Source organism: Microbacterium sp. LTA6, from assembly GCF_045690355.1.
Taxonomy (GTDB): domain Bacteria; phylum Actinomycetota; class Actinomycetes; order Actinomycetales; family Microbacteriaceae; genus Microbacterium.
This window is the reverse complement of the sequence record NZ_CP147855.1, coordinates 467,532-489,273: the sequence shown is the minus strand read 5'-3', so window position 1 is coordinate 489,273 and position 21,742 is coordinate 467,532. Positions and strand designations below refer to the sequence as shown.

The 21,742-nt window shown below is 68.2% G+C and carries 21 protein-coding genes; 14 read left to right on the top strand and 7 right to left on the bottom strand.

Going from position 1 to position 21,742, the window contains the following annotated elements; all coding sequences use genetic code 11:
* Window positions 1-19: 19 nt before the first annotated feature.
* Entirely contained in the window at window positions 20-1,516 is a 1,497-nt protein-coding gene (locus LTA6_RS02260) for a dGTP triphosphohydrolase (protein WP_341975842.1), read from the bottom strand.
* A gap of 46 nt (window positions 1,517-1,562) precedes the next feature.
* A complete protein-coding gene (locus LTA6_RS02255; RefSeq protein ID WP_341975841.1) occupies window positions 1,563-2,843 on the bottom strand; it encodes a cation:proton antiporter in 1,281 nt (426 codons plus the stop codon).
* A 140-nt stretch (window positions 2,844-2,983) separates the two neighbouring features.
* Between LTA6_RS02255 and LTA6_RS02250 the strand changes: the two genes are divergently transcribed.
* The 4 genes from LTA6_RS02250 to LTA6_RS02235 all read left to right on the top strand — a co-directional run bounded on the left by LTA6_RS02250 (window position 2,984) and on the right by LTA6_RS02235 (window position 6,525).
* Window positions 2,984-3,745, top strand: a complete 762-nt coding sequence (locus LTA6_RS02250; protein ID WP_341975840.1) for an ABC transporter ATP-binding protein — start codon at window positions 2,984-2,986, stop codon at window positions 3,743-3,745.
* Window positions 3,742-5,205 carry an ABC transporter permease gene (locus LTA6_RS02245; protein WP_341975839.1) on the top strand — a complete coding sequence of 488 codons (1,464 nt, stop codon included), beginning with the start codon at window positions 3,742-3,744 and terminating at the stop codon, window positions 5,203-5,205. Before LTA6_RS02250 ends, LTA6_RS02245 begins: the two co-directional genes overlap by 4 nt.
* Before the next feature lie 140 nt (window positions 5,206-5,345).
* On the top strand, window positions 5,346-6,002 hold the full coding sequence (locus LTA6_RS02240; protein ID WP_407358547.1) for a 2-phosphosulfolactate phosphatase: 657 nt from the start codon (window positions 5,346-5,348) through the stop codon (window positions 6,000-6,002).
* Window positions 6,003-6,156: 154 nt separating this feature from the next.
* On the top strand, window positions 6,157-6,525 hold the full coding sequence (locus LTA6_RS02235; protein ID WP_407358546.1) for a DUF3054 domain-containing protein: 369 nt from the start codon (window positions 6,157-6,159) through the stop codon (window positions 6,523-6,525).
* Between the two features lie 11 nt (window positions 6,526-6,536).
* On the opposite strand, the gene LTA6_RS02230 is transcribed toward LTA6_RS02235, so the two are convergent.
* The 3 genes from LTA6_RS02230 to LTA6_RS02220 all read right to left on the bottom strand — a co-directional run bounded on the left by LTA6_RS02230 (window position 6,537) and on the right by LTA6_RS02220 (window position 8,583).
* Window positions 6,537-7,025 (bottom strand): SprT-like domain-containing protein, encoded by a 489-nt coding sequence (locus LTA6_RS02230; protein WP_407358545.1) that lies wholly within the window; start codon window positions 7,023-7,025, stop codon window positions 6,537-6,539.
* Between the two features lie 46 nt (window positions 7,026-7,071).
* Entirely contained in the window at window positions 7,072-7,596 is a 525-nt protein-coding gene (locus tag LTA6_RS02225; RefSeq protein WP_341975835.1) for a hypothetical protein, read from the bottom strand.
* 120 nt (window positions 7,597-7,716) lie between these two features.
* Window positions 7,717-8,583, bottom strand: a complete 867-nt coding sequence (locus LTA6_RS02220) for a fused MFS/spermidine synthase (RefSeq protein WP_363551192.1) — start codon at window positions 8,581-8,583, stop codon at window positions 7,717-7,719.
* A gap of 83 nt (window positions 8,584-8,666) precedes the next feature.
* Between LTA6_RS02220 and LTA6_RS02215 the strand changes: the two genes are divergently transcribed.
* Window positions 8,667-9,443 carry a hypothetical protein gene (locus LTA6_RS02215; RefSeq protein WP_407358544.1) on the top strand — a complete coding sequence of 259 codons (777 nt, stop codon included), beginning with the start codon at window positions 8,667-8,669 and terminating at the stop codon, window positions 9,441-9,443.
* A gap of 7 nt (window positions 9,444-9,450) precedes the next feature.
* Here LTA6_RS02215 and LTA6_RS02210 read toward each other — a convergent pair whose 3' ends face one another.
* Window positions 9,451-10,701 (bottom strand): LCP family protein, encoded by a 1,251-nt coding sequence (locus tag LTA6_RS02210; protein WP_407358543.1) that lies wholly within the window; start codon window positions 10,699-10,701, stop codon window positions 9,451-9,453.
* A 141-nt stretch (window positions 10,702-10,842) separates the two neighbouring features.
* Between LTA6_RS02210 and LTA6_RS02205 the strand changes: the two genes are divergently transcribed.
* The 6 genes from LTA6_RS02205 (at window position 10,843) to LTA6_RS02180 (ending at window position 16,710) form a co-directional block, all read left to right on the top strand.
* Window positions 10,843-12,138 carry a sugar ABC transporter substrate-binding protein gene (locus LTA6_RS02205; protein ID WP_407358542.1) on the top strand — a complete coding sequence of 432 codons (1,296 nt, stop codon included), beginning with the start codon at window positions 10,843-10,845 and terminating at the stop codon, window positions 12,136-12,138.
* Window positions 12,139-12,151: 13 nt separating this feature from the next.
* Window positions 12,152-13,123: a carbohydrate ABC transporter permease gene (locus tag LTA6_RS02200; RefSeq protein ID WP_407358541.1), complete on the top strand. Its 972-nt coding sequence runs from the start codon at window positions 12,152-12,154 to the stop codon at window positions 13,121-13,123.
* Window positions 13,120-13,953: a carbohydrate ABC transporter permease gene (locus LTA6_RS02195; protein ID WP_341975829.1), complete on the top strand. Its 834-nt coding sequence runs from the start codon at window positions 13,120-13,122 to the stop codon at window positions 13,951-13,953. Before LTA6_RS02200 ends, LTA6_RS02195 begins: the two co-directional genes overlap by 4 nt.
* On the top strand, window positions 13,950-15,455 hold the full coding sequence (locus LTA6_RS02190) for a glycoside hydrolase family 3 N-terminal domain-containing protein (RefSeq protein WP_407358540.1): 1,506 nt from the start codon (window positions 13,950-13,952) through the stop codon (window positions 15,453-15,455). Before LTA6_RS02195 ends, LTA6_RS02190 begins: the two co-directional genes overlap by 4 nt.
* Before the next feature lie 14 nt (window positions 15,456-15,469).
* On the top strand, window positions 15,470-16,342 hold the full coding sequence (locus LTA6_RS02185) for a MurR/RpiR family transcriptional regulator (protein ID WP_363551202.1): 873 nt from the start codon (window positions 15,470-15,472) through the stop codon (window positions 16,340-16,342).
* 122 nt (window positions 16,343-16,464) lie between these two features.
* Complete coding sequence (locus LTA6_RS02180) at window positions 16,465-16,710, top strand: GIY-YIG nuclease family protein (protein ID WP_407358539.1); 246 nt, start codon at window positions 16,465-16,467, stop codon at window positions 16,708-16,710.
* Between the two features lie 159 nt (window positions 16,711-16,869).
* Here the strand turns inward: LTA6_RS02180 and LTA6_RS02175 are convergent, their stop codons facing one another.
* The gene (locus tag LTA6_RS02175) at window positions 16,870-17,790 is read right to left on the bottom strand and encodes a sugar kinase (RefSeq protein WP_407358538.1); all 921 of its coding nucleotides are present in this window, start codon (window positions 17,788-17,790) and stop codon (window positions 16,870-16,872) included.
* 171 nt (window positions 17,791-17,961) lie between these two features.
* On the opposite strand from LTA6_RS02175, the gene LTA6_RS02170 reads away from it, so the two are divergent.
* From LTA6_RS02170 to LTA6_RS02160, 3 genes are all read left to right on the top strand, one after another.
* On the top strand, window positions 17,962-19,638 hold the full coding sequence (locus LTA6_RS02170; RefSeq protein WP_341975824.1) for an ABC transporter substrate-binding protein: 1,677 nt from the start codon (window positions 17,962-17,964) through the stop codon (window positions 19,636-19,638).
* An 86-nt stretch (window positions 19,639-19,724) separates the two neighbouring features.
* The gene (locus tag LTA6_RS02165; RefSeq protein WP_341975823.1) at window positions 19,725-20,729 is read left to right on the top strand and encodes an ABC transporter permease; all 1,005 of its coding nucleotides are present in this window, start codon (window positions 19,725-19,727) and stop codon (window positions 20,727-20,729) included.
* Between the two features lie 58 nt (window positions 20,730-20,787).
* A complete protein-coding gene (locus LTA6_RS02160) occupies window positions 20,788-21,738 on the top strand; it encodes an ABC transporter permease (protein WP_341975822.1) in 951 nt (316 codons plus the stop codon).
* Window positions 21,739-21,742 lie beyond the last annotated feature (4 nt).

Genomic DNA, 21,742 nt, shown 5'->3' with positions numbered 1-21,742 from the left:
CGGCCTGCGGCCGAGGGCGTCACAGCCCCTGACCGGCATCCCACAGACGCTCGGTCCGACCCGCCAGCATCGCGTCGAGCGACACGGCCTGGGCGTCCGTGAGCGAGGCGACGTAGTCGATGATGCCGCGGCCACGGGCGAAAGCATGGAGTTCCGTGGCGGTGTGCGTCTCGAGCAGCTCCGGCGCATCTTTCCGCAACCGGCGATAGTCGTCGTCGGCGAGCTGCACGAGGTCGAGCAGTCGGCGCGGGGCGCGGCGGGCGTCGAGGGGGTCGTCGAGCCAGGCGGCGAAGCCGCTGACGAGCCGCTCCAGGACGCTGGCCTGTCCGCGCTGGTAGACGGTGAGATCCGGGCGTTCGAGGATGAACCGCTCGTGCAGAAACTTGAGCACTGCGACCTCGTGCCAGGCCTGCCGGTTCAGGCTGACGTGGCCCGAGCGGATGTCGGGGTTCCGGTGCACTTCGATCGACGACTGCAGGCGCGCGATCCATGCCGTCGTGAATCTCGCGAGGGACCGCTCGCTGGAGAGGGAGCCATCGAACGGTTCGGCGAGGAGCCCGTCGATCACCTCGGCGCCGACCTTCGCCACGGCTGCGCCGAAGGCATCCGCATCCGCGATCCAGCCGTCTTTGCCGCGGAGCCGGCGCCAGAGCAGCTCGAGCGAGTGCCCCGGAGTCCTGGTATCGGCGGCGAGGAAGTCCTGGTCGGCGACGCGGAGCCGGGTGAGGTCGCGGTGCCAAGCCCGGAACTCGGTGGAAAGCGTCGTGGGGGTCAGTAGGCCGGCGCGATAGAAGTCCTCGAGATCGTGCAGCGAGTAGGCGATGTCGTCGGAGATGTCCATGATGGAGCACTCGGCCGTCTGCTGTCCCTCGCCGATCAGGGGATAGGCGGCGAGCGCCTGACGTGCGTCCTGCTCGTCGACCGCGTAGTAGTTGAACTTGCTCGTGCCGCCGCGGCGGATTCCGCCGAGGCCGCGCCGCCAGGGGTACTTCAGCACGGCGGCGCGCACCGCCGCGGTGAGATTGAGTCCGACGCCCGGGCGATCGTGCTCGTCGAGGCGGGTGAGGATGCGGTAGGTCTGCGCGTTCCCCTCGAATCCCTCGGTCAGCCCGAACCGGGCGCGCGCCAGGCGATCGAGAGTGTGCTCACCCAGGTGCCCGAACGGGGGATGACCGAGGTCGTGCGCTGCTGCGGCGGCCTGGACCACGACCGGATGCGCGCCGCCGAGCTCGGCGACGATCCGGCTCGCCTCGTCGGTACGCGTCGACAGGTGCGTCGCGATCGCCCGTGCCACGGCCGCGACCTTGATCGAATGGGTGAGCCTGTTGTGCACGGCGAGCCCGGCGCCGGTCTGCGAGATCACCTGGGTGACCGCGGAGAGCCGTGAGTAGAAGGGGGAGAAGCGGATGCGCTCCACGTCGACGCGGAAGTGCGGGTGCCCCTCGGCGCGCTGGAACTCGTCGAGCATCTCCGGCATGCGTCGGGTCTGGCGGGGGTCGAGTCCGTCTTGAGGCATGAGGTCAGTGTGTCATCCGCCGCGCTGCGTTGCGAAGAGGGTGGCGTCAGCGGAGCTTCGCGCGTCCCGCCGGACTCATCCGACGCAGGAGCAGCGGCGCGGCGAGTCCGTGCAGGACGATGCTGCCGACGACGGTGACGACCATCACCACCAGTACGAGTTCTCCCTGCTCGTCGGGCAGCGCGTTGTAAGCGAGCAGGCCGAACACGATCGATGCGGTGCCGCGCGGTCCGAGTGCACCGATGAGCAACCGCTCGCGCGGCGCGACGGAACTGCCCATCAGCGACAGATACACCGGGACGATCCGCAGCACGGTCAACGCGAGCAGTGCCAGCAGGACCACGTCCCAGCCCACTCCCGCCGAGAACGCGAGCAGTGCAGCGCCGCCCAGGATGAACCAGACGAAGTTCGCCGCGAGCGTGCCGGTCTCCTCGACGAGGACGAGTTCGTCGTGCGCGACGGCACGTTCCTCCTCGCCACGGGTGCGGGCCATCCGGTAGGCGATGCCGGCGACGAATGCGGCGACGAAGCCGTTTGCCCCGAGGGCGGGGAGGGTCGCGATTCCGTAGGCGATCAGCGGGATCAGCAGCATCACGCCGCGCACACCGGCATCGGAGACCAGTTGATGCCGACGGCACAGCCGCACCAGCGTTCCGCAGACGAAGCCCAGGACCACGCCGAGGAGGATGGCGACCAGCGTCGCCGGAACGGCACCGATGATCGCCTCGCCCACCTGATCCGAGCGCTTGTCGATCTCGGCATCGGAGAGGTCCTTCCCGGCATTGCTCACGATCTCGGCCCAGATCGTCGCGAGCGGCAGCATCATCGCGAAGAGCGGCGAGACGATTCCGTCGTTGTAGCCGCTCTCGACGTTGAGGATCTGTCGTACGCGGTCGGGAATGTAGCGCACCCGCAGGATCTCGGCAGCGGGCGCGAAGTCGGTGGGAAGGATGACGCAGGCGATCACGATCATCAGGAACGGTGCCGTCTCCGGGACCAGCAGCCAGGAGGCCGCTGCCCCGAGCACGAGCGACATCGGCAGTGCGATGAGCACGAGCCGCAGGGTCACTCGCCCCTCGTTGCCGAAGAGCCCGCCCTTGACCTCGATCGCGTCGACGAAGAGCAGCACCGCGAGAATCACCTCAACGATCTTCTCGGTCGGCGGTGCATCGATGGCCGTCGCGAACGCCTCCACATCCCAGATCACGGCGACCGCGCCGAGCACGAGGAGACCGGCGGGGCCGGCCACTCCCCAGCGCTCGAAACGATGCGACACCAGTGACCACAGCACGACGGCGGCGAAGCCGATCAGGACGACAGCAGGCACGACAGGATCCTTTCGTCCTCGGGGCTTCGATGGGGTCCCCGTTGCTGAGAATAGCGGCCCCGAGGATCATCCTTCCGATGTACGCGGATGCTCCGCACGGGCGACGCGTCGGAGCATCCGCTCTCCGTACCGTCGAAAGCATGGAGATCACGACCACCGACCTGGGGCTCGCCGCCCGCGTCCAGCACCTGAAGAAGACCTACGGCACGGGCGAAGGCACCGTGCATGCCCTCGACGGCGTGAGCGTCGGCATCCGCCGCGGCCAGTTCACCGCGATCATGGGCCCTTCCGGCTCCGGCAAATCCACCCTCATGCACATCATGGCGGGCCTGGACAGCCCGACCGAGGGGCGGGCATGGATCGGCGACACCGAGATCACCGGCCTCGGAGACCTCGATCTGACGATCCTGCGTCGCCGTCGCGTCGGCTTCATCTTCCAGGCGTTCAACCTGGTGCCGACCCTCGACGCACTGGGCAACATCATGCTGCCCTTCGAGCTCGACGGACGCCGCCCGAGCGCGATCGAGCGGGCCCGCATCGACGGCCTCATCGAGACCCTCGGGCTCGGATCGCGGCTGCGGCACCGCCCGCACCAGCTCTCCGGCGGTCAGCAGCAGCGCGTGGCGATCGCCAGGGCGCTGGCCACCTCGCCGGACCTCGTCTTCGCGGACGAGCCGACCGGCAACCTCGACTCGAAGACCGGGCGCGAGGTGCTGCGGCTCCTCGCGACAGCCAGCCGTGATCACGGCCAGTCGATCGCGATGGTCACGCATGACGCGATCGCCGCCAGCCATGCCGATCGCGTGCTGTTCCTCGGCGACGGCCGGATCGTCGCCGACCACCCGCGCCAGAGCGCCGAGGAGATCTCGGCGTACATGCTCGCCGCCGAGGTCGCAGCGTGACCGCGGTCGCCGCAGCCACCGTGCCGGAGCGCGCATCGCGCACCGCCGGAGTCGGCTGGCTCCGCGACCGCGGCATGGGGGCGAGCATCCTCGTCGCTGCACTGTCCGCGGGATTCGGTGTCGTGCTCGTCGATGTCACCGCCTACATCGGCGTCGTCCTCCAGGCCGATCCGTACATCGGCGACAGCGGCACGCTCGCCTTCGTCGTCGCCCTGCTTTCGGTTCTGCTCACCGGGGTCGCGATGTACGTCGCGGCGATCGTCACGGCGAACACGTTCGCGACGATCATCGCCGGGCGCACGCGGCAGATCGCGCTCATGCGTCTGATCGGTGCGACCGCGCGCGCGCAGCGCGCCGAGGTCGGCCGGCAGGGATTCATCGTCGGCGTGATCGGCGCAGTCCTGGGTCTGCTCGCCGGTCTCGTGCTGGCCGTGGTCGGAGTTCAGGTCGGCGCGCAGCTGCTCGACAATGCGCCGAGCGGATTCTCGGTGATCCAGCCCCTGATCGCCCTGCCCGCGATCGGCGTCGCCCTCACCACCTGGGCCGCGGCCTGGGCGGGTTCGCGGCGGGTTCTGTCCGTGACGCCGCTGCAGGCGCTCGGCGGTTCGGTCGAGCGTTCTCATGACGACGTCTCCGGTCGGCCGGGGCGGCACGTGGGTGCCTGGGTGCTGCTCATCGCGGGTGCCGCGCTCCTCGCTGCCGGCGTGGTGGTCGGACTCGTCACCCCGCTCGGCGTGGTCGTCGCCTTCGTCGGCGGCATCCTCTCGTTCACCGGGCTCGCGCTCGGGTCGGTGCTGTTCATGCCGCCCGTGCTGCGCCTGGTCGGGCGGATGCTCGGTTCGAGCGCCACCGCCCGACTCGCGGCCGAGAACGCGCTGCGCTACCCGGAGCGATCTTCGCGGATGGCGATCGGCGTGGTCATGGGTGTGACCCTGGTGACGATGTTCGCCGTCGCGATGGAGTCGGCCAAGCAGTTGATGATCAGCCAGGTGGAGGGAGACGTTCCGGCGGAGTTCTTCGCGCCGATGGACGCCTTCGCCGCGATCATGATGGTGCTGGTCGCGATCTCCGCGGTGATCGCCGCCGTCGGCCTGGTCAACCTGCTCACGATCGGTGTCGTGCAGCGTCGGCGGGAGCTGGGATTGCTGCGCTCGATCGGTCTGTCCAACGGGCAGGTGCGCGCGATGGTGCTTCTGGAAGCGACGCACATCACGGTTGCGGCGACGCTCACCGGCCTCGTGCTCGGCGTCGCATACGGATGGATCGCCGCGCAATCGCTGCTCGGATCCGTTCCGACGCCGCCCGATATGAACCCAGCCGGGCTCGTCGCCCCGCAGGTGCCGTGGCTGCCCGTCGTCATCATCGTGCTGGCGACCGCGTTGCTCACCCTGGTGGCTGCGGCGGCTCCGACACGGCTCGCCACGCGGGTCGCGCCGGTGGAGGCGCTCGCCGCGGACTGAGCCGGATCCAGTTCTCGCGGAGGGCCGTCCGAGATCAGGAGCAACGCCCGAGATCAGGAGAGTTTCAGGCAATTCCTCCTGATCTCGGGGCACTCTCCTGATCTCGGGATGCCGGCGCCACCGGCGAATAGGCTGGACGGATGCCTTCGCCGTTCGATCAGTCCACCTATCAGGTCCGTCTCGAGTGGGGCGTCGCAGGCCTCGAGCGCCTCGCCACGGCGGATGTCGTCGTGGTCGTCGACGTGCTTCGCTTCTCCTCGACGGTGGTGGATGCCGTGGCATCCACCACCGAGGTCGTCCTCGCGGACGCTGTGCGCTGGTCGCGGAACGGCGCGGCCGTGGCTTCCGCAGCGTCCGCACCGACGGTTCTCGTCGGCGGTATTCGCAATGCCGCCGCCGTCGCCCGGGCGGTGCAGACCGTGCAGGAGCGGACGGGAGAGCGAACGTCGGTCGCCGTCATCGCCGCGGGCGAACTGGATGCTGAGGGGCTGATGCGGTTCGCTGTGGAGGATCATCTCGGCGCCGGCGCGATCGTCGCCGCGCTGACCGACCTCGGCATCGACCACACCTCACCGGAGGCGGCGGTCGCCGCCGAGGGCTTCCGAGCGCTGTCCGGTGCCCTGCGTCATCTGCTCGGCGCGAGCGGCTCGGGGCGCGAGATCGCCGGTGGCATACCCGCGACGGCGAAGATCGGAGCATCCGGACTCGCGCCGTCGACGGCCGAACAAGCGGCCGCGCTGGACGCGACCGACCTGGTGCCGATGCTGGAGGATGGCCGTTTCGTTCGTTTTAGATGAACCGCGGCCCCAGATCAGGAGACGCGACCGAGATCAGGAGGATTTCGGCGGAATCCTCCTGATCTCGGGGTGATGTCCTGATCTCGGGCGGCGGGATCGCCGAACCGCCAGCCAGCCCACGCGTGCCCATGCCCCCGCGACGTAGGGTCGAGGCATGAGGTACGTTCCCGCTCTGATCCTCGACGCCGTACTGGTGCTCATCTTCGCCGTGATCGGCCGTGCGTCGCATTCCGAGGATCCGGCAGGATTCCTCCTCACGGCCTGGCCGTTCCTGGTGGCGCTCCTGGTCGGGCACGCGGTCGCCGCGCTCCTTCCGGCGCGGCCGCGGCAGCCGTGGTCGCTCCTCTGGGGCGTGGTCGTCTGGATCGTCACCGTCGCCGGAGGGATGCTGCTCCGCGTCGTCAGCGGTGACACCGCCGAGGTGCCCTTCATCGTCGTCGCGACGCTGACCCTCGGCGTCTTCATCGTCGGCTGGCGGGCTGTGACGGCGCTGCTCCGACGTCGCCGGGCCAGCGCGGAGTAGCCGGGCGAACGTCAGCGCGGCATCTGCGCGGCGAGTCGAGTGTCGGAGCTGATCTCGCGCCGGGTCCAATCGAACTGGAAGCGCGCATCGAAGGTGCGCGAGCAGCGTGCGCATGACGTCGGTCTGCTCGGACGACGGTGCCGATAGGTCACGTGCCCCTCGGGGCAGCGGCCGACCCACGGGGCGAGCTCGACCGCGGTCTCACCGTGATGAGTGGTGCCGCCGACGTAGCCGAGTTCCTTGGCGACGCGCTTCCAGGCCGGTCCGTGCGCGGCGGCGTGCCCGGCGAGGGCATGCGCCACTTCATGCAGCAGGACCTGATGGATCTCGTCATCCTCGAAGCGTGCCGCCAGATATCGCGAGACCGTGATCCGGTTGCGGGTGTAGTCGCACTGTCCGGCGCGGCGCTTGGCGTGGTCGAAGCCGAACGACCAGGACTCGTCGAGGTGAACCCTGATCAGCGCCTCGCCCCAGATGCGCACACGGTCAAGATCGGCCATGCGCTCAGGCTAAGCCATACCGCCGACACTCGGGCCGATCGACGGCTCAGCCGACGAGCTGAGCGGGCCGTCGACGTTCGGCGGCCTCGATTGCGAGCAGCGCCGTCTCCAGTTCGCTGTCGTCGGCACCGGACTCCCGCCGGAGGAATAGCGAACGTTTGAAGCTCTCTCGAGCCTCTTCGTAGTCGCCGGCGTCATAGGCGTTCTTGCCGTGGTGCTGGTGTGCGAAGGCGGCGATCGACAGCCAGCGCTGTCCCTCGGCCTCGGCGGCGCAGGTGGCGAGTTCCTGTTCCGCGGCGGCGTGCGCGCCGCGGTACTGCAGGATCGTCGCGTGGAGAACCCTCGCGCGCAGCACGTCCTTGCGGGTGCCCGCCATGCGTGCCTGACGCACGGCCTCGTCGGCCAGCGTCAGCGACTCATCCAATCGGCCCAGTACCTTCAGCAGCCAGACCCGTTCCAGAAGGGCCGGGAGGCTCCGCTGCGCCTCGATCTCCGAGAGTCGCGCAGCGCAGGCGTCGAGGTCGACCAGCTCACGCAGCGTCTCCTGGTGGTATCCCTGGATCAAACTCATGTCACTCCCTCCGTGTGCGTCCCCGTTCCAGTCTGCCTGTCGATCCGGGCAGGCCAGGGGCGGCACGCCTGGAAGCCGCGGACCCGTCATGGATCTCGGCGATCAGAGCTGCAGAAGGGCTCAGCGCAGGAACAGTGAGGCGTCGGGTCGAGGGGATGCCACCGCATCCGCGTCCGTGACGATGCGCGCGCCCTGCACAAAAGCCTTCACCTCGGCGCCCTGCGCGAGCTTGGCCGGATGGGGGCCGGCGGCGAGGATTCGCGGCAGCCACTCGGTCGGCAGCGCAGTGGCGGATGCCGCCACGACGAGGTTCCCGAATCGGCGTCCCTTGAGCACTTGCGTGTCGGCGAGGATCCCTATCTCGGGCAGCACGTCGGCGATCGTCGCCACCTGCTTGCGGGCGAACGCGAGCCCTGGTCCGTCGGCGACGTTGACGAGCAGCACACCGCCGGGGGCGAGCAGCGTCGAGAGCTCGCGGTAGAACTCGATACTGGTCAGGTGGGCCGGGGTCTGCGCTCCGGAATAGACGTCGGAGACCACGAGGTCGCAGCTGCCCGCCAGCGCCGGCGGCAGGCGACGCACGCCCTCTCGGGCGTCACCGATCCGGATGCGGATCGAGGCCCCTTTCGGTAACGGCAGATGCTCGCGGACGAGTTGGGCCAGCGGCGCCTCCAGCTCGATGACCTGCTGGCGTGAGCCCGGTCGCGTCGCATCGATGTATCGCGGGATCGTCAGCGCGCCCGCGCCCAGATGCACCGCCGTGAGCGCGGAACCCGGTGAAGTGAGCTGATCGATGACGGCGCCCATCCGCACGATGTACTCGAAGTGCAGATGCGTCGGATCATCGAGGTCGACGTGCGACTGCGGGGTTCCGTCGACGATGAGCTCGAAGCCGCTGGTGAACTCGGACGGAATGATGCGGGCGATGCCGCCGTGGTCGAGACGGGCTTCGGGATGCTCGGTGTCCTTCGATCGCATCCTGCCCATGAGACGAGACTACGCGCTGCCTGCGTCGAGATGCGGGGCCTGTGCCGCGTCCGGTGTCCGTGACGGCCGGTACGGTTGCCAGCGTGATCGAAGCCCTCCCGGATGCCCCGACCCGTCGCCCTGACATCGAGGACGATTTCGCCGACGGGCCCCGTCCCGACCTGTGGGTCGCGCATTATCTTCCGCACTGGACCACGCCTGACCGCTCCGCCGCGCGGTTCGAGACGGCCGATGACGGGGTGCTGCTGAGGATCGATGCCGACCAGCCGGACTGGAGACCGGAGGATGCCCCGCTGCGGGTGTCGAACCTGCAGACCGGCGTGCATTCCGGACGACTCGGCTCATCGGACGGAACGCACCGTCACCGCCCGGACGGGCTGGCGGTCCGTACGGTCACACCTACGCAGCTGCTGTGGGCGCCGAGCTCGGGCCGCGTCGACATCGCGGTGAGCGCCAGCCGCGATGGCGGATGCATGCTCGCCGCCTGGCTGGTGGGCACCGAGCACGAGCGGGCGGATGCCGCCGGCGAGATCTGCGTGTTCGAGATCGACGCCGAAGCGATCGGCTCGCACCGCAGCGTGGCACGGTCCGGCGTGAAGGCGCACTCCGACCCGCGCCTCGACACCGACATGGCCGAGGTTCCGCTTCCCTTCGACGCGTCCCGACCCCACACCTGGACGGTGATCTGGGGTGGAGGTGAGACCGTCATCGGCTGCGAGGGCATCGTGGTCCGCCGCGTCCCGCAGGCTCCGGACTACCCGTTGTTCCTGCTCATCGACCTCTTCGAAGTGGCGGCACCGGCCGGCTCGTATCCGAAGACGGCCTCGGTGCACCACGTGCGCGGCTGGAACGGACCCTGACCTGAGGTCACCGTTGGTTGCCGACCGAGCAGGTCTCCTGCTCGAGGGATTGCCCGGAGATCTCGGGAGGCAGGGTAGCCCGAACCGCAGGTGCATCCGTCGAGGTCGGTGCAGGTTCAACCGGTGCCGTCGGTGGCACCAGCTCGACGCCTTCGTGCGTCGCGACGTCGCCGGTGAGCTGCAGCGGCTGCCCTGCCTTCACCGCGGCCCAGAGCTCGTCTGCCGCCTCCCAGTTCGGAGCGACTTTGATGCCGGGGTTGTCGGGGTCATCGACGTTCGGGTACTGCACGAAAACGAAGTCGCTGAACGGCACATCGTTCAACGCGAGACCGAGCTCGGCGAGCCGCAGCGGATTCTGCAGTTCCTCGCTGGGGACGATGTTGTCAGCGATCGCATTCGCCAGGCGCAGCACCTTCGGCACATCGGTCAGGGTCTCGGCGCTCAGCACCTTCTTCGCCAGCCGTGACATGTACTGCTGCTGATTCGAGATGCGCGCAAGGTCGCTCTCGTCGCCGACGCCGTGCCGAGTGCGGATGAACGCCAAAGCGTCCGGCCCGGAGATCGTGTGGGTGCCCGGCGGGAGGTCGATACCTGCCTGCTCGTCTCGAATGCCGTCGCCGGCGATGCAGACCTCGACACCGCCGATCGCCTCGGTGACCGCCATCACGCCGTCGAAGCCGATCTTCGCGGCGAATTCGATGGGGATGTCGGCGAGATCGCTGACCGTCTTGACCACGCAGGAGATGCCGGCATGGTCGAACACGGAGTTCAACGGCGCCTTCGACATGCCTGACGCTTCGGAACCGTCTTCGCGCGTGCAGTCCGGCACCGGAACCATGAGGTCGCGGGGGAGTGAGACGACCGTCACGTTCCTCGGCGCCGCCGAGACGTGCACGAGGAGGTTCACATCGTTGCGGCTGCCCCCATCGGCCTCCGCGCAGCGCGCGCCGAGCAAAGCGGTGGCGCGTTCGCCGCACTCGTCGGTCCCGATGACGAGGATGCTGAACGCCTTGTCGCTCGGGTAGGCGCCGAGCGACGGCGGCGCGACATCCGGAGCGTCCTCCAGAGCCACCGCACCGTCCCCGACCCGCCCCAGGATGTCCGTGACGACGAACGCAGAGACGGCGACGGCCGAGACGAGGATCACGCCGAGTGAGATGCCGAGAAGCTTGAGGGCGGCGGACAGCGGACCCGGTGTCGGGTGGTGCGCATGACGTGCCAGCGTTGCGCGGTCATCGCCGTTTCCCCTACGAGGCATGCCGCGAGCCTACGACGGAAGTTCTTGTCACAGTCCGGCCACATTCTGAGAAAAACTTGCAGGCAATTAGTTAGTCGTGAATACTTATCCCCAGGGTGCGCACCCGATGCCGCCCAGGACGTTTCAAAGAGGAGATCCCTGATGCACAAGCGCATACTTCCGGCCCTGGCGCTCGGCGCCGTTGTCAGCCTCGGCCTCGCGGCCTGCGCTGGCGGGACCGCGCCTGCCGACGGCGGCGGCACCGACGGCGAGGGCAAGGAGCTCACCGTCTGGATCATGAAGGGCACCAACCCCGACTCGACCGCCTTCTACGACGCGGTGTCCGCGGCATTCGAAGAGAAGACCGGAGCGAAGGTCACCATCGAAGAGGTGCAGTGGGCAGATGCCCACGACCGTTTCGTGACGGCGATCGCCGGTGGCACCACGCCCGATATCGCCGAGACCGGCACCACCTGGACGGCTGAGTTCGCCGATGCCGGTGCGCTCGAGGCGATCGGTGAGTACGTCGACGGTGAGAAGGGGCTCCGCGATGATCTGGTCGAGGGGCTCGAGGTCGCCGGGACCTACGACGGCGAGCTCTACGGCATGCCGTGGTACGCGGGTGTCCGCTCGATCGTCTACCGCACCGACGTTTTCGAGGAGCTCGGGCTCAAGGCTCCGGAGAGCTGGGACGACATCATCGCGGCCGGCGAGGTCATCAAGGCGGCGAAGCCCGAGATGCTCCCGTTCCCCGTTCCAGGTGACGCGGAGTTCGACGTGTACCCCTGGGTCTGGGGTGCCGGCGGCGAGATCGCAACGCTCAAGGGCGACACCTGGACGAGCGAACTCGACAGCAAGGAGTCACAGGCGGGCATCGAGTTCTACACCGACCTCGCGCTGAAGCACGGCTTCTCCTCTGCCGGTGCGACCACCTGGAAGGAGACGGATCTGCGCGACGCCTTCACTCAGGGCAACGTCGCCATGATGCTCTCCGGATCGTGGACGCCGAAGGCGCTGGTCGAGGCGAACCCGGAACTCGAGGGCAAGCTGGGCGCCGCTGTCATCCCCGGCGAAGACGAGGGCATCTCGCCGTCGGTCCTCGGCGGATCGCACCTCTCGATCTTCAACACCACGGAGAACGCCGATCTCGCCTGGGAGTTCGTCAACCTGATGACGACCGGTGAGTTCGCGGAGCAGTGGGCCGCCGAGACCGGATACTTCCCGGGCGTCCAGTCCGCGATGGAAGAGGCGCTGGCCTCGACCGACCCGCTCGTCGCTCCGTTCGCGAAGCAGATGGTCGAGGGCGGAGCATCCGTCCCGGTCACTCCGAACTTCGGTGCCGTGCAGGCGAAGAAGACGACCAACGCGATGATCCAGGCGATTCTCAGCGGGCAGAAGGACGTCGCGACCGCGACGAAGGATGCCGCCGCTGAGATGACCGAACTGCTCAACCAGTAGTAGGTACCCGACGATGTCGATGGTGCAGACACCACTGCCGGCCATGGAAGCGGAGTCATCCGTTTCCACGGCCGGCAGCCGCGCCCGCCGCGGGTTCCCCTTGGCGAAGGCCCGTCCCTGGCTCCTGCTCGCACCCGGATTGGTCATCCTCGCGGTGCTCATGCTCTGGCCGCTCGTGCAGGTGGTCCTGTATTCGCTGCAGGACTACGGGCTGCGCGAGATCAACACCGGCGAGAGCAACTGGATCGGCCTCGGCAACTACATCGAGGCGCTCACCGACTCGACGCTGTGGAGCGTCGTCCTCCCGAACACCGTCGGCTTCGCGGCCGTCGCCGTCTTCGTGACGGTCACGGTCGGAACCCTCGTCGCCCTGCTCCTTGCCCGACTGGGCATCGTGTGGCGCACCATCGTCTCGAGTTGCATCATGGTCGCGTGGGCGATGCCCGCCGTGACCGGCACCTACGTCTGGACCTTCATCTTCGATGCCGACCGGGGCATCTTCAACTCCGTTCTGCAGGATCTCGGTCTCATCGACGGATCGGTGAACTGGTTCACGAACCAGTGGTCCTTCTACGCGATCGTGCTGCTCAACGTCGTCCATCACGGGTTCCCGTTCGTGGCGATCACGGTGCTCGCCGGCCTCCTCGGCGTCTCGAAGGAGATGCTCGAAGCAGCGGCTCTCGACGGCGCCGGCGCCTGGCGGCGCTTCTGGAAGATCATCTTCCCCACGTTGAAGCCGGTGTTCTCGGTCGTCATCATCCTGTCGACGATCTGGGACTTCAAGGTCTTCGCGCAGGTGTACCTGATGCCGGGCGGCGCCGGCTCCAACCGGACCGTGCTCAATCTCGGCGTCTGGTCCTACGTCGAGTCATTCGGCCAGAACCGCTACGGCTTCGGCGCCGCGCTCGCCGTGCTGCTGACCCTCGTGCTGATCGTGATCACCATCGTGTACATCCGCTCCCTGATGAAGGAGGACGAACTGTGAGCACCCGACGTCCACTCCTGTCGCGGATCGGAATCGGTGTCGCCATCGCGGCCGTCCTGATCTTCACGCTCTTCCCGGTCTACTGGATGGTCGCCAGCGCTTTCGACAAGAAGGCGTCGAGCGGCGGACAGACGTTCCTGCCTCAGGAGTTCACCTTCGACAACTTCGCGTTCGTGCTCACCGAGGGCGGGTTCGGCACCTTCCTGCGCAACTCCGCCATCGTCGCGCTCGCCACCGTCCTCGTCAGCGCGCTCGTCTGCCTGCTCGCGGCGGTGGCCGTCGCCCGGTTCCGGTTCAAGCTGCGCACCACGGTGCTGATGCTGATCCTCATCGTGCAGATGGTTCCGCTGGAGGCACTCGTCATCCCGCTGTTCCTGCAGGTGAAGAGCCTCGGACTGCTCAACAGCATCCTCGGACTGATCATCGTGTACATCGCACTCTCGCTCGCCTTCGGGATCTGGATGCTGCGCGGATTCGTGCAGGCGGTCCCGGTCGAACTCGAGGAAGCCGCGTACATCGACGGCGCGAGCTGGTGGCGGATGTTCCGTTCGATCCTGCTGCCGCTCGTGATGCCGGGACTCGTCGCGACGAGCGTGTTCAGCTTCATCACGGCGTGGAACGAGTTCATCTTCGCAATGACGATGCTGGGCGGCGCAGCGGATCAGTACACTGTGGCGATCGGTCTGAAGTCGTTCTTCGGACTGCACTCCAACGACTGGGGCAGCATCATGGCGGCATCCACCATCATCACGATTCCGGTGATGATCTTCTTCGTCATCGTTCAGCGCCGCCTGTCCAGCGGCATGGTCGCCGGCGCGGTGAAGGGATGAGGGACGATCTCGCCCGCCTCGCCAACGGCGTGCTCTGGCCGGGCTTCCTCGGAACGGAGGCGCCGCCGTGGCTGCTCTCCGAGCTCCGCGACGGGCTCGCCGGCGTCGTCTACTTCGGACAGAACATCAGCGATGGCCTGTCCGCGCTGAGCGCGTCGATCCAGGAGGCGAATCCGGATGCTCTGATCGGCATCGACGAGGAGGGCGGCAGCGTCACCCGGCTCGAGTCCGCGACCGGCTCGACGCTCCCCGGAGCCGCGCAACTCGGTGCCCTCGACGACCTCATCGCCACCGAGGCGACCGGGGCGGAACTCGCCCGACGTGTGCGCGCCATCGGCGGCAACGTCATCCTCGGGCCCGTCGCCGACGTCAACACCGACCCGCGCAATCCGGTCATCGGCGTGCGCTCCTTCGGTTCCGACGAGCACCTCGTCTCCCGCCACGTTGTGGCTCAGGTCGACGGCATCCAGGACGGTGCGGTCGCCGCGTGCGTCAAGCATTTCCCCGGCCACGGCGACACCCACCTCGACTCCCATCACGCACTGCCGGAGATCGCCCTCGACATCGACGAGTTCGAACGGGTGCACCTCGAGCCGTTCCGCGCGGCGGTGGATGCCGGCGTCGATGCCGTCATGACCGCGCACATCATCGTCCCCGCATGGGGCGAGGCGCCGGCGACTCTCAATCCCCGCGTGCTCGGGATGCTCCGGGAGTGGGGCTTCCAGGGCGTGATCATCACCGATGCGCTGGACATGGCGGCCATTCGCGAGACCGTGGGGATCGGCGGCGGAGCGGCACAGGCGCTCGCCGCGGGCGCCGACCTGCTCTGCATCGGCAATCCGACGAACCCCGGTGCGGCCGCGCTGCCCGACCAGGATCGCCGTGACTTCCTCGCCGCCCGGGACGGAATCGTCGCCGCGCTCCGCGAAGGCTCGCTGTCGCGGGAGCGGGTCGAAGAGGCCGCCGCGCGAGTGGCTGCGCTCGCGTCCCTGCGCCGTGCCGCTGCATCCGAACTCTCCGCCGAGCCGATCGACTTCGATGCCGCGGCCGTCGTCGACCGCGCCATCGCCGTCACCGGTGGGACGCTGGTCGCAGCATCCGCCCTCGCCGTCGTGGACGCGCGGCAGCGTTCCTCGCTGGCCGTCGACAGTGCCGCAGGCTTCGTGTCCGAGGCGCTCGCCGCCGGCGACTTCCTGGTGCGGCTCGACGTCGCGAGCAGCAGCGCGGACGCGCAGCAGAGTGCGCTCGCCGACGCGGTCGCCGCCAGCGGCAGGACAGTGGTGCTCGTCGATCGTCCCGATGCGGATGCCGGCCAGCGGGCGCTCGTCGAGCGGGCTGCCGTCCTCGATCCCGCCGCGGCCGTCGTCAACGTGGGGCTCGCGGCCAGGCACCCCCTGCCGTTGCCGACCGTCGAGGTCGGCGCCGCGAGCCGCCTCGGCGCCGAAGTCGCCCGCGAGAGACTGCTCGGCAGGGCGGCAGAACAGCTCATCGAGGCCGGCTGACGACGATGGGCGCCGTGGACGCTGACGTTCTCGCGCTGATCCGCCGTTCGGTCCCCCGGCTGAGTGCCGCCGAGGGGCGGGTCGCCGAAACGATCCTCGGTGACCCGACCCTCGTCGTCGACCTCGCCATCAACGACCTCGCCAAGCTCTGCAGGACCTCGCTGTCGACGGTCGCCCGTTTCGCGCAGTCGCTGGGCTTCAGCGGCTATCGCGAGCTGCGGGTCGCCGTCGCTCGCGCTGTCACCCTTGCCCAGGCGCAGCAGGCGCGCTTCAGCCTCGACAACACCGCGATCGATCAGGACGACGAGCCTTCGGTGGTCGCGGCGAAGATCGCGGCGCAGGAGATCGACGCGATCGAGAAGACCGCGCTCGGCCTCGACGGACCGACGCTCGATCGTGTCGCTCGTGCCGTCGTCGCCGCACGTCATATCGACATCCTCGGCCAGGCCGCATCGTCACTCACCGCTCAGGATCTGCAGCAGAAGCTCGTGCGCATCGGGTGTTCGGCTTCGCATTCGCCGGATCCGCACCTGGCGTTGACCACGGCATCACTGCGCACGAAGGACGATGTCGTGATCGCCGTCTCTCACGGCGGCGAGACGGCCGAGACGGTGCGTGCTTTCGAGGTTGCGCGTGATGCGGGGGCTCTCGCGGTCGCGATCACAAGCGTGAACGACTCGACGCTGGCCCTCGCGGCCGACGTCGTGCTGCTGACGCACGCCAGCGAGTCGCCCTTCCGGATGGCGGCGATGTCGAGTCGGATCGCGCAGCTGGCCCTGGTCGACATCCTTTTCGTGCGCGTCGTGCAGCACCGCGGCGAACCCGTCGCCATCCCTTTGCAGCTCACCCGCGATGCCGCGCTCGGCCGCCCTGTACCCGGTCGTTGAGCGAGGGCGCGCAGAGACCGAGACGAGACGCGCCCATCCGGCGAGCGATGTCGGAGACCGCGCGTATGTTGCGCGCCATGGGATACGTCTACATCCTTCGCTGCTCTGACGGGACGCTTTACGTGGGGAGCACCCGTGACCTCGGATTGCGCCTCGTGCAGCACCAGGAGGGGATGGGCAGCGCCTACACGCGGCGTCGGCTTCCCGTGGAGTTGATCTGGAGTGCGGACTTCGCCCGTATCGATGAGGCCTTCGCATGGGAGAAGCGACTGCAGGGCTGGAGCCACGCGAAGAGGATGGCCTTCATCGAGGGTGGCTTGGATGCTGTGATCGGTTGGAGCGTCCGAAACCGCACCGCCGGTCGTTGAGCGAGGGAGCGCCAGCGATCGCGTTGGGTCCCTCCCCACGGTCGTTGAGCGAGGGAGCGCAGCGACCGAGACGAAACGTGCCTGTCTGGCGTTCGACGCAAGATCTCTGCGTTTCGTCTCGCTTCGCTCGCTCAACGACCGACGGAGCGAATAACGCCGTCAGTCGACGTGGTCGCGGGTGCTCGCGAGCGCCCTGGTGGCGATCCGGTGAGCGCGCGCCAGGCTCCCGGAGAGCGACAGCCCGGTGAGGACCCCGGCCAGGAAACCGGCGGCGAAGGCGTCGCCGGCACCGACGGTCTCGACCACATTCGCTTCGAGCGCGTCGCTCTGGACGCGCTCCGCGCCGTCGAAAGCGGTCGCCCCGGTCGGGCAGGTGACGACGAGATAGCGCGGTTCGGGGAACAGGTCGCGCAGGCGCTGCGGATCGGCCGTGCCGAAAACGGCTTCGGCGTCTGGCCGGGTGCAGAACACGGCGTCGGCACGGCCGGCGTAGTCGGCCAGCAGCGCCTTGGCCTCGTCTTCTCGGCCTCGCCAGAGCGCCGGGCGCCAGTTCACGTCGAAGCTGAGCAGGCGGCCAGCCGGGCGATCCGCGAAAAGCGCATCCTGTGCGGCCCTCGCGCCAGGAGAGAGTGCCGGAGTGATCCCGGAGGTGTGCACCAGCGCCGCCTCGCTCAGCAGAGTGGATGCCGGTGGCCTGGCGAGTGTCGACGGTGACATCGCGGCGGCCGCCGACCCGGAGCGGTAGTAATGCATCCGGCTCTCCACCGCGCCGACGGGGAGCGGGGTGAGCTCCTTCACGTACAGCCCGGTGGGTGCGTCCGGATCGATCTCGACGGCGGAGTCGTCGACGCCGTGGCGGCGCAGTTCCGCGGTGAGGAACCGGCCGAAGCCGTCATCGCCGACCCGGGAGACGACAGCGGTGCGAATTCCGGCCGAGGCCAGGGCGATGGCGGCGTTCCATTCGGCTCCGGCGAGCGAGCGGTGGAAGGTCCGGCATTCCTCGAGCGGCGCTGCGACGGCGGGGACCAGTGCGACCAGACCTTCGCCGACGCAGACGGCGAGGGGAGCGGAGTCGAGCACGTTGTGGACACTACCGGATCGTCGGGGAGCCGAAGCAGCCGATACCGGATTGCAACCTGTTTGTACTTGGTAACTGGAACGCGGCTGGGTAGCGTCAAAGGATCACCGTGCCGGATGCGACGACGCATCGGGCACGCGCATCGAAGCGCCCACATAGGGAAGGTCACCACCATGCACCACACACCCATGCGCCGGCGAGGGCTCCTCGCCGTCAGCGGCGCGGCACTCGCCGCGCTCGTCCTGGCTGGTTGCGTCGCCAGCGATCGCGGAGACGGCGGCTCGGAGACGGCGAAGGACGTCGACAGCACGTTCGTCTTCGCAGCATCCTCCGACCCGGCCAGCCTCGACCCCGCTTTCGCTCAGGACGGCGAGACCTTCCGCGTCTCCCGCCAGATGTTCGAAGGCCTCGTCGGCACCGAGCCGGGAACCGCAGACCCGGCGCCGCTGCTCGCAGAGAAGTGGGAGTCGGCTGAGGACGGCATGTCCCACACCTTCACGCTGAAGGAGGACGTGACCTTCCACGACGGCACGCCGTTCAACGCGGAGGCCGTCTGCTTCAACTTCGACCGCTGGTTCAACTGGACCGGTCTCGCCGCGAGCGAGGCACTGGGCTACTACTACAACAAGCTGTTCCACGGCTACGCCTCGGACCCGGCCAACGCGGTCTACAAGTCCTGCACGCCGGACGGCGACAACAAGGTGACGATCGAGCTCAACAAGCCGTTCGCCGGGTTCATCCCCTCCCTCTCGCTGCCCGCGTTCGGGATGCAGAGCCCTTCCGCGCTTCAGGAGTTCGCCGCAGATGAGGTCGGCGGAACCGCCGAGGCTCCTGTGCTCTCCGAGTACGCCACTGCGCACCCGGTCGGCACCGGCCCGTTCCAGTTCGAAGAGTGGGCTCCGGGCGAGCAGGTCTCGCTCAAGGCCTTCCCCGACTACTGGGGCGACAAGGGACAGATCGAGCAGATCATCTTCCGCACGATCGATGACCCGACCGCACGCCGGCAGGCGCTCGAAGCCGGCGACATCGACGGCTACGACCTGGTCGGCCCTGCCGACAGCAAGGCCCTCGAGGACGACGGCTTCCACATGGAGTCGCGTCCGCCGTTCACGGTCCTCTACCTCGCGTTCAACCAGGTCGTTCCGGAGCTGCAGGACATCCGTGTTCGCCAGGCGCTCTCGTACGCCGTCGACAAGGATGCCCTGATCAAGCAGGTGCTCCCTGATGGCACGGAGAAGGCGACGCAGTTCGTTCCGCCAGTCGTCAACGGCTACAACGAAGGCGTCACCACCTACGAGTACGACCCGGAGAAGGCGAAGGCTCTGCTCGAGGAAGCGGGCTTCACGGCAGACAACCCGCTGACGCTGACCTTCAACTACCCGGTCAACGTCTCGCGCCCGTACATGCCGGACCCCGAGCAGATCTACACGGTGCTCGCATCGCAGCTGGCTGAGGTCGGCGTGAAGGTGAACCCGGTCACGGATGCCTGGAACCCGGACTACCTCGAGAAGATCACCGCTGGTTCCGACCACGGCATCCACCTCCTCGGCTGGACCGGCGACTACAACGACACCGACAACTTCGTCGGCGTGTTCTTCGGTCAGAAGTCCGCGGAGTGGGGCTTCGACAACCCGGAGCTCTTCCAGAAGCTCACTGAGGCGCGGGGAGTCTCGAGCCTCGAAGAGCAGACGCCGCTCTACGAGGAGATCAACGAGGATGTCGCGCAGTTCATCCCCGGTGTCCCGATCGCGCACCCGGCTCCGACGCTCGCGTTCGACTCGCGTGTGAAGAGCTACCCGGCCAGCCCGGTGAACGACGAGGTCTTCACGGACATCGTCCTCACGAAGTAAGCCTGACCGACTGAGTAGTCGGATCCCGGTCCCCGCCCACGGCGAGGACCGGGATCCGGCAACCCACCCGATCGACGGAGATCTCCGTGCTGCGCACTATCGGCAGGCGACTGCTGCTTCTCATTCCCACGCTCATCGGTTTGAGCATCCTTCTGTTCGCCTGGGTCCGCGCGCTCCCCGGCGGCCCGGCCATCGCCCTCCTCGGCGAGAAGGCGACCCCCGAGGCCATCGAGCGCGTCAACGAGCTCTACGGCTTCAATCGACCGCTCCTCGAGCAGTACTTCATCTGGATGGGGCGACTCCTCCAGGGTGACTTCGGCTCATCGATCGTCACGTCCCGCCCCGTCGTCGAAGAGTTCTTCCGGCGGTTCCCCGCGACTCTCGAGCTGAGCGTGATGGCGCTGATCTTCGCGATCGGCGTCGGCATTCCGCTCGGCTACTGGGCCGCCCGTCGCCACGGGAAGCTCACCGATCACGCCTCGGTGGTTCTGAGCCTGATCGGAATCACCATTCCGGTGTTCTTCCTGGCCTTCATCCTGAAGTACATCTTCGCGGTGGAGCTGGGCTGGCTGCCGTCCGACGGCAGGCAGGACGCGCGGATAGACGCCACGCATCCGACCGGCTTCTACGTCTGGGACGGCATCATCACCGGCGAATTCGACGCGTCATGGGATGCGATCGTGCATCTCATCCTGCCGGCGCTCGCGCTCGGCACGATCCCGCTCGCGATCATCGTGCGCATCACCAGAGCGAGCGTGCTCGAGGTGCAGAACGCCGACTACGTCCGTACCGGTCGCGCGAAGGGCGTCGCCGGCTCGACGCTGCGCAACAGATTCATCCTGCGCAACGCGATGCTCCCGGTGATCACGACGATCGGTCTGCAGACCGGACTGCTGATCTCGGGCGCGGTGCTCACCGAGACGGTGTTCGCTTTCCCCGGTATCGGGTCGTTCCTCGCCAGAGCGATCTTCGCCAGGGATTTCCCCGTCCTCCAGGGGTTCATCATCTTCATCGCGATCGCCTACGCGCTGATCAATCTCGCCGTCGACGTCTCATACAGCTTCATCGATCCGAGAGTGAGGGTGCAGTGATGCTCCTTCCGACAGCTCCGCAAACCGCTCGCACGACCGCTCGAAAGGAGTCCGCCTCATGAGCGTCGCACTCCCTCCCGCACAGGGCGGCGGGGTCATCGACACGGTGGCCATCGCCCAGGCCGGCCTCAACGAAGGGCCCGGCGGTTTCTGGCGAGACGTCTTCCGACGGCTCCGCCGCAACCCCACCGCATGGGTCGGCGCCGCGATCGTGCTGCTGTTCCTGCTGGTCGCGGGCTTGGCGCCCCTGTTGGCGCCCTACCCGGAGACGGCACTGCCCGGTGCGAAATTCATCACGCCGACGCACATCCCGGGGCCGGGCGAGCTCGCGCAGTTCCCGCTGGGACTCGATCGCTTCGGCGGCGACGTGCTCTCCAAGCTCATCTGGGGCGCGCAGGCGTCGCTCCTGGTGGGAGTCATCTCCACGGCCCTCGGCCTCGCCGGCGGCATGCTGCTCGGCCTCCTCGCCGGTACTTTCGGCGGCTGGGTGGACACGCTCATCATGCGCTTCGTCGACATCATCCTCTCGGTGCCGAACCTGCTGCTCGCGGTGTCCATCGCCGCGATCCTCGGGCAGACGCCGTTCGCGGTGATGATCGCGATCGGTGCGTCGAACGTGCCGATCTTCGCGCGTCTGCTGCGCGCGTCGATGCTCCAGCAGCGCTCAGCCGACTACGTGCTCTCGGCCCAGACGCTCGGTCTCGGGCGCGGCCAGATCACGATGTCGCACGTGCTGCCGAACGCGATCGGACCGGTGATCGTGCAGGGAACGCTGACACTCGCGACCGCGGTCATCGACGCCGCGGCGCTGTCGTTCCTCGGCCTCGGCGGCGGTCGCCCCGAGACAGCGGAGTGGGGGCGGATGCTGACCTACGCGCAGTCGGAACTGGCGATCGCGCCGCAGCTGGCGTTCCTTCCCGGTATCTGCATCGCGATCACCGCGCTCGGCTTCACGTTGTTCGGTGAGGCATTGCGCGAGGCCATGGACCCGAGGACGAGGGCGCGATGAGCGC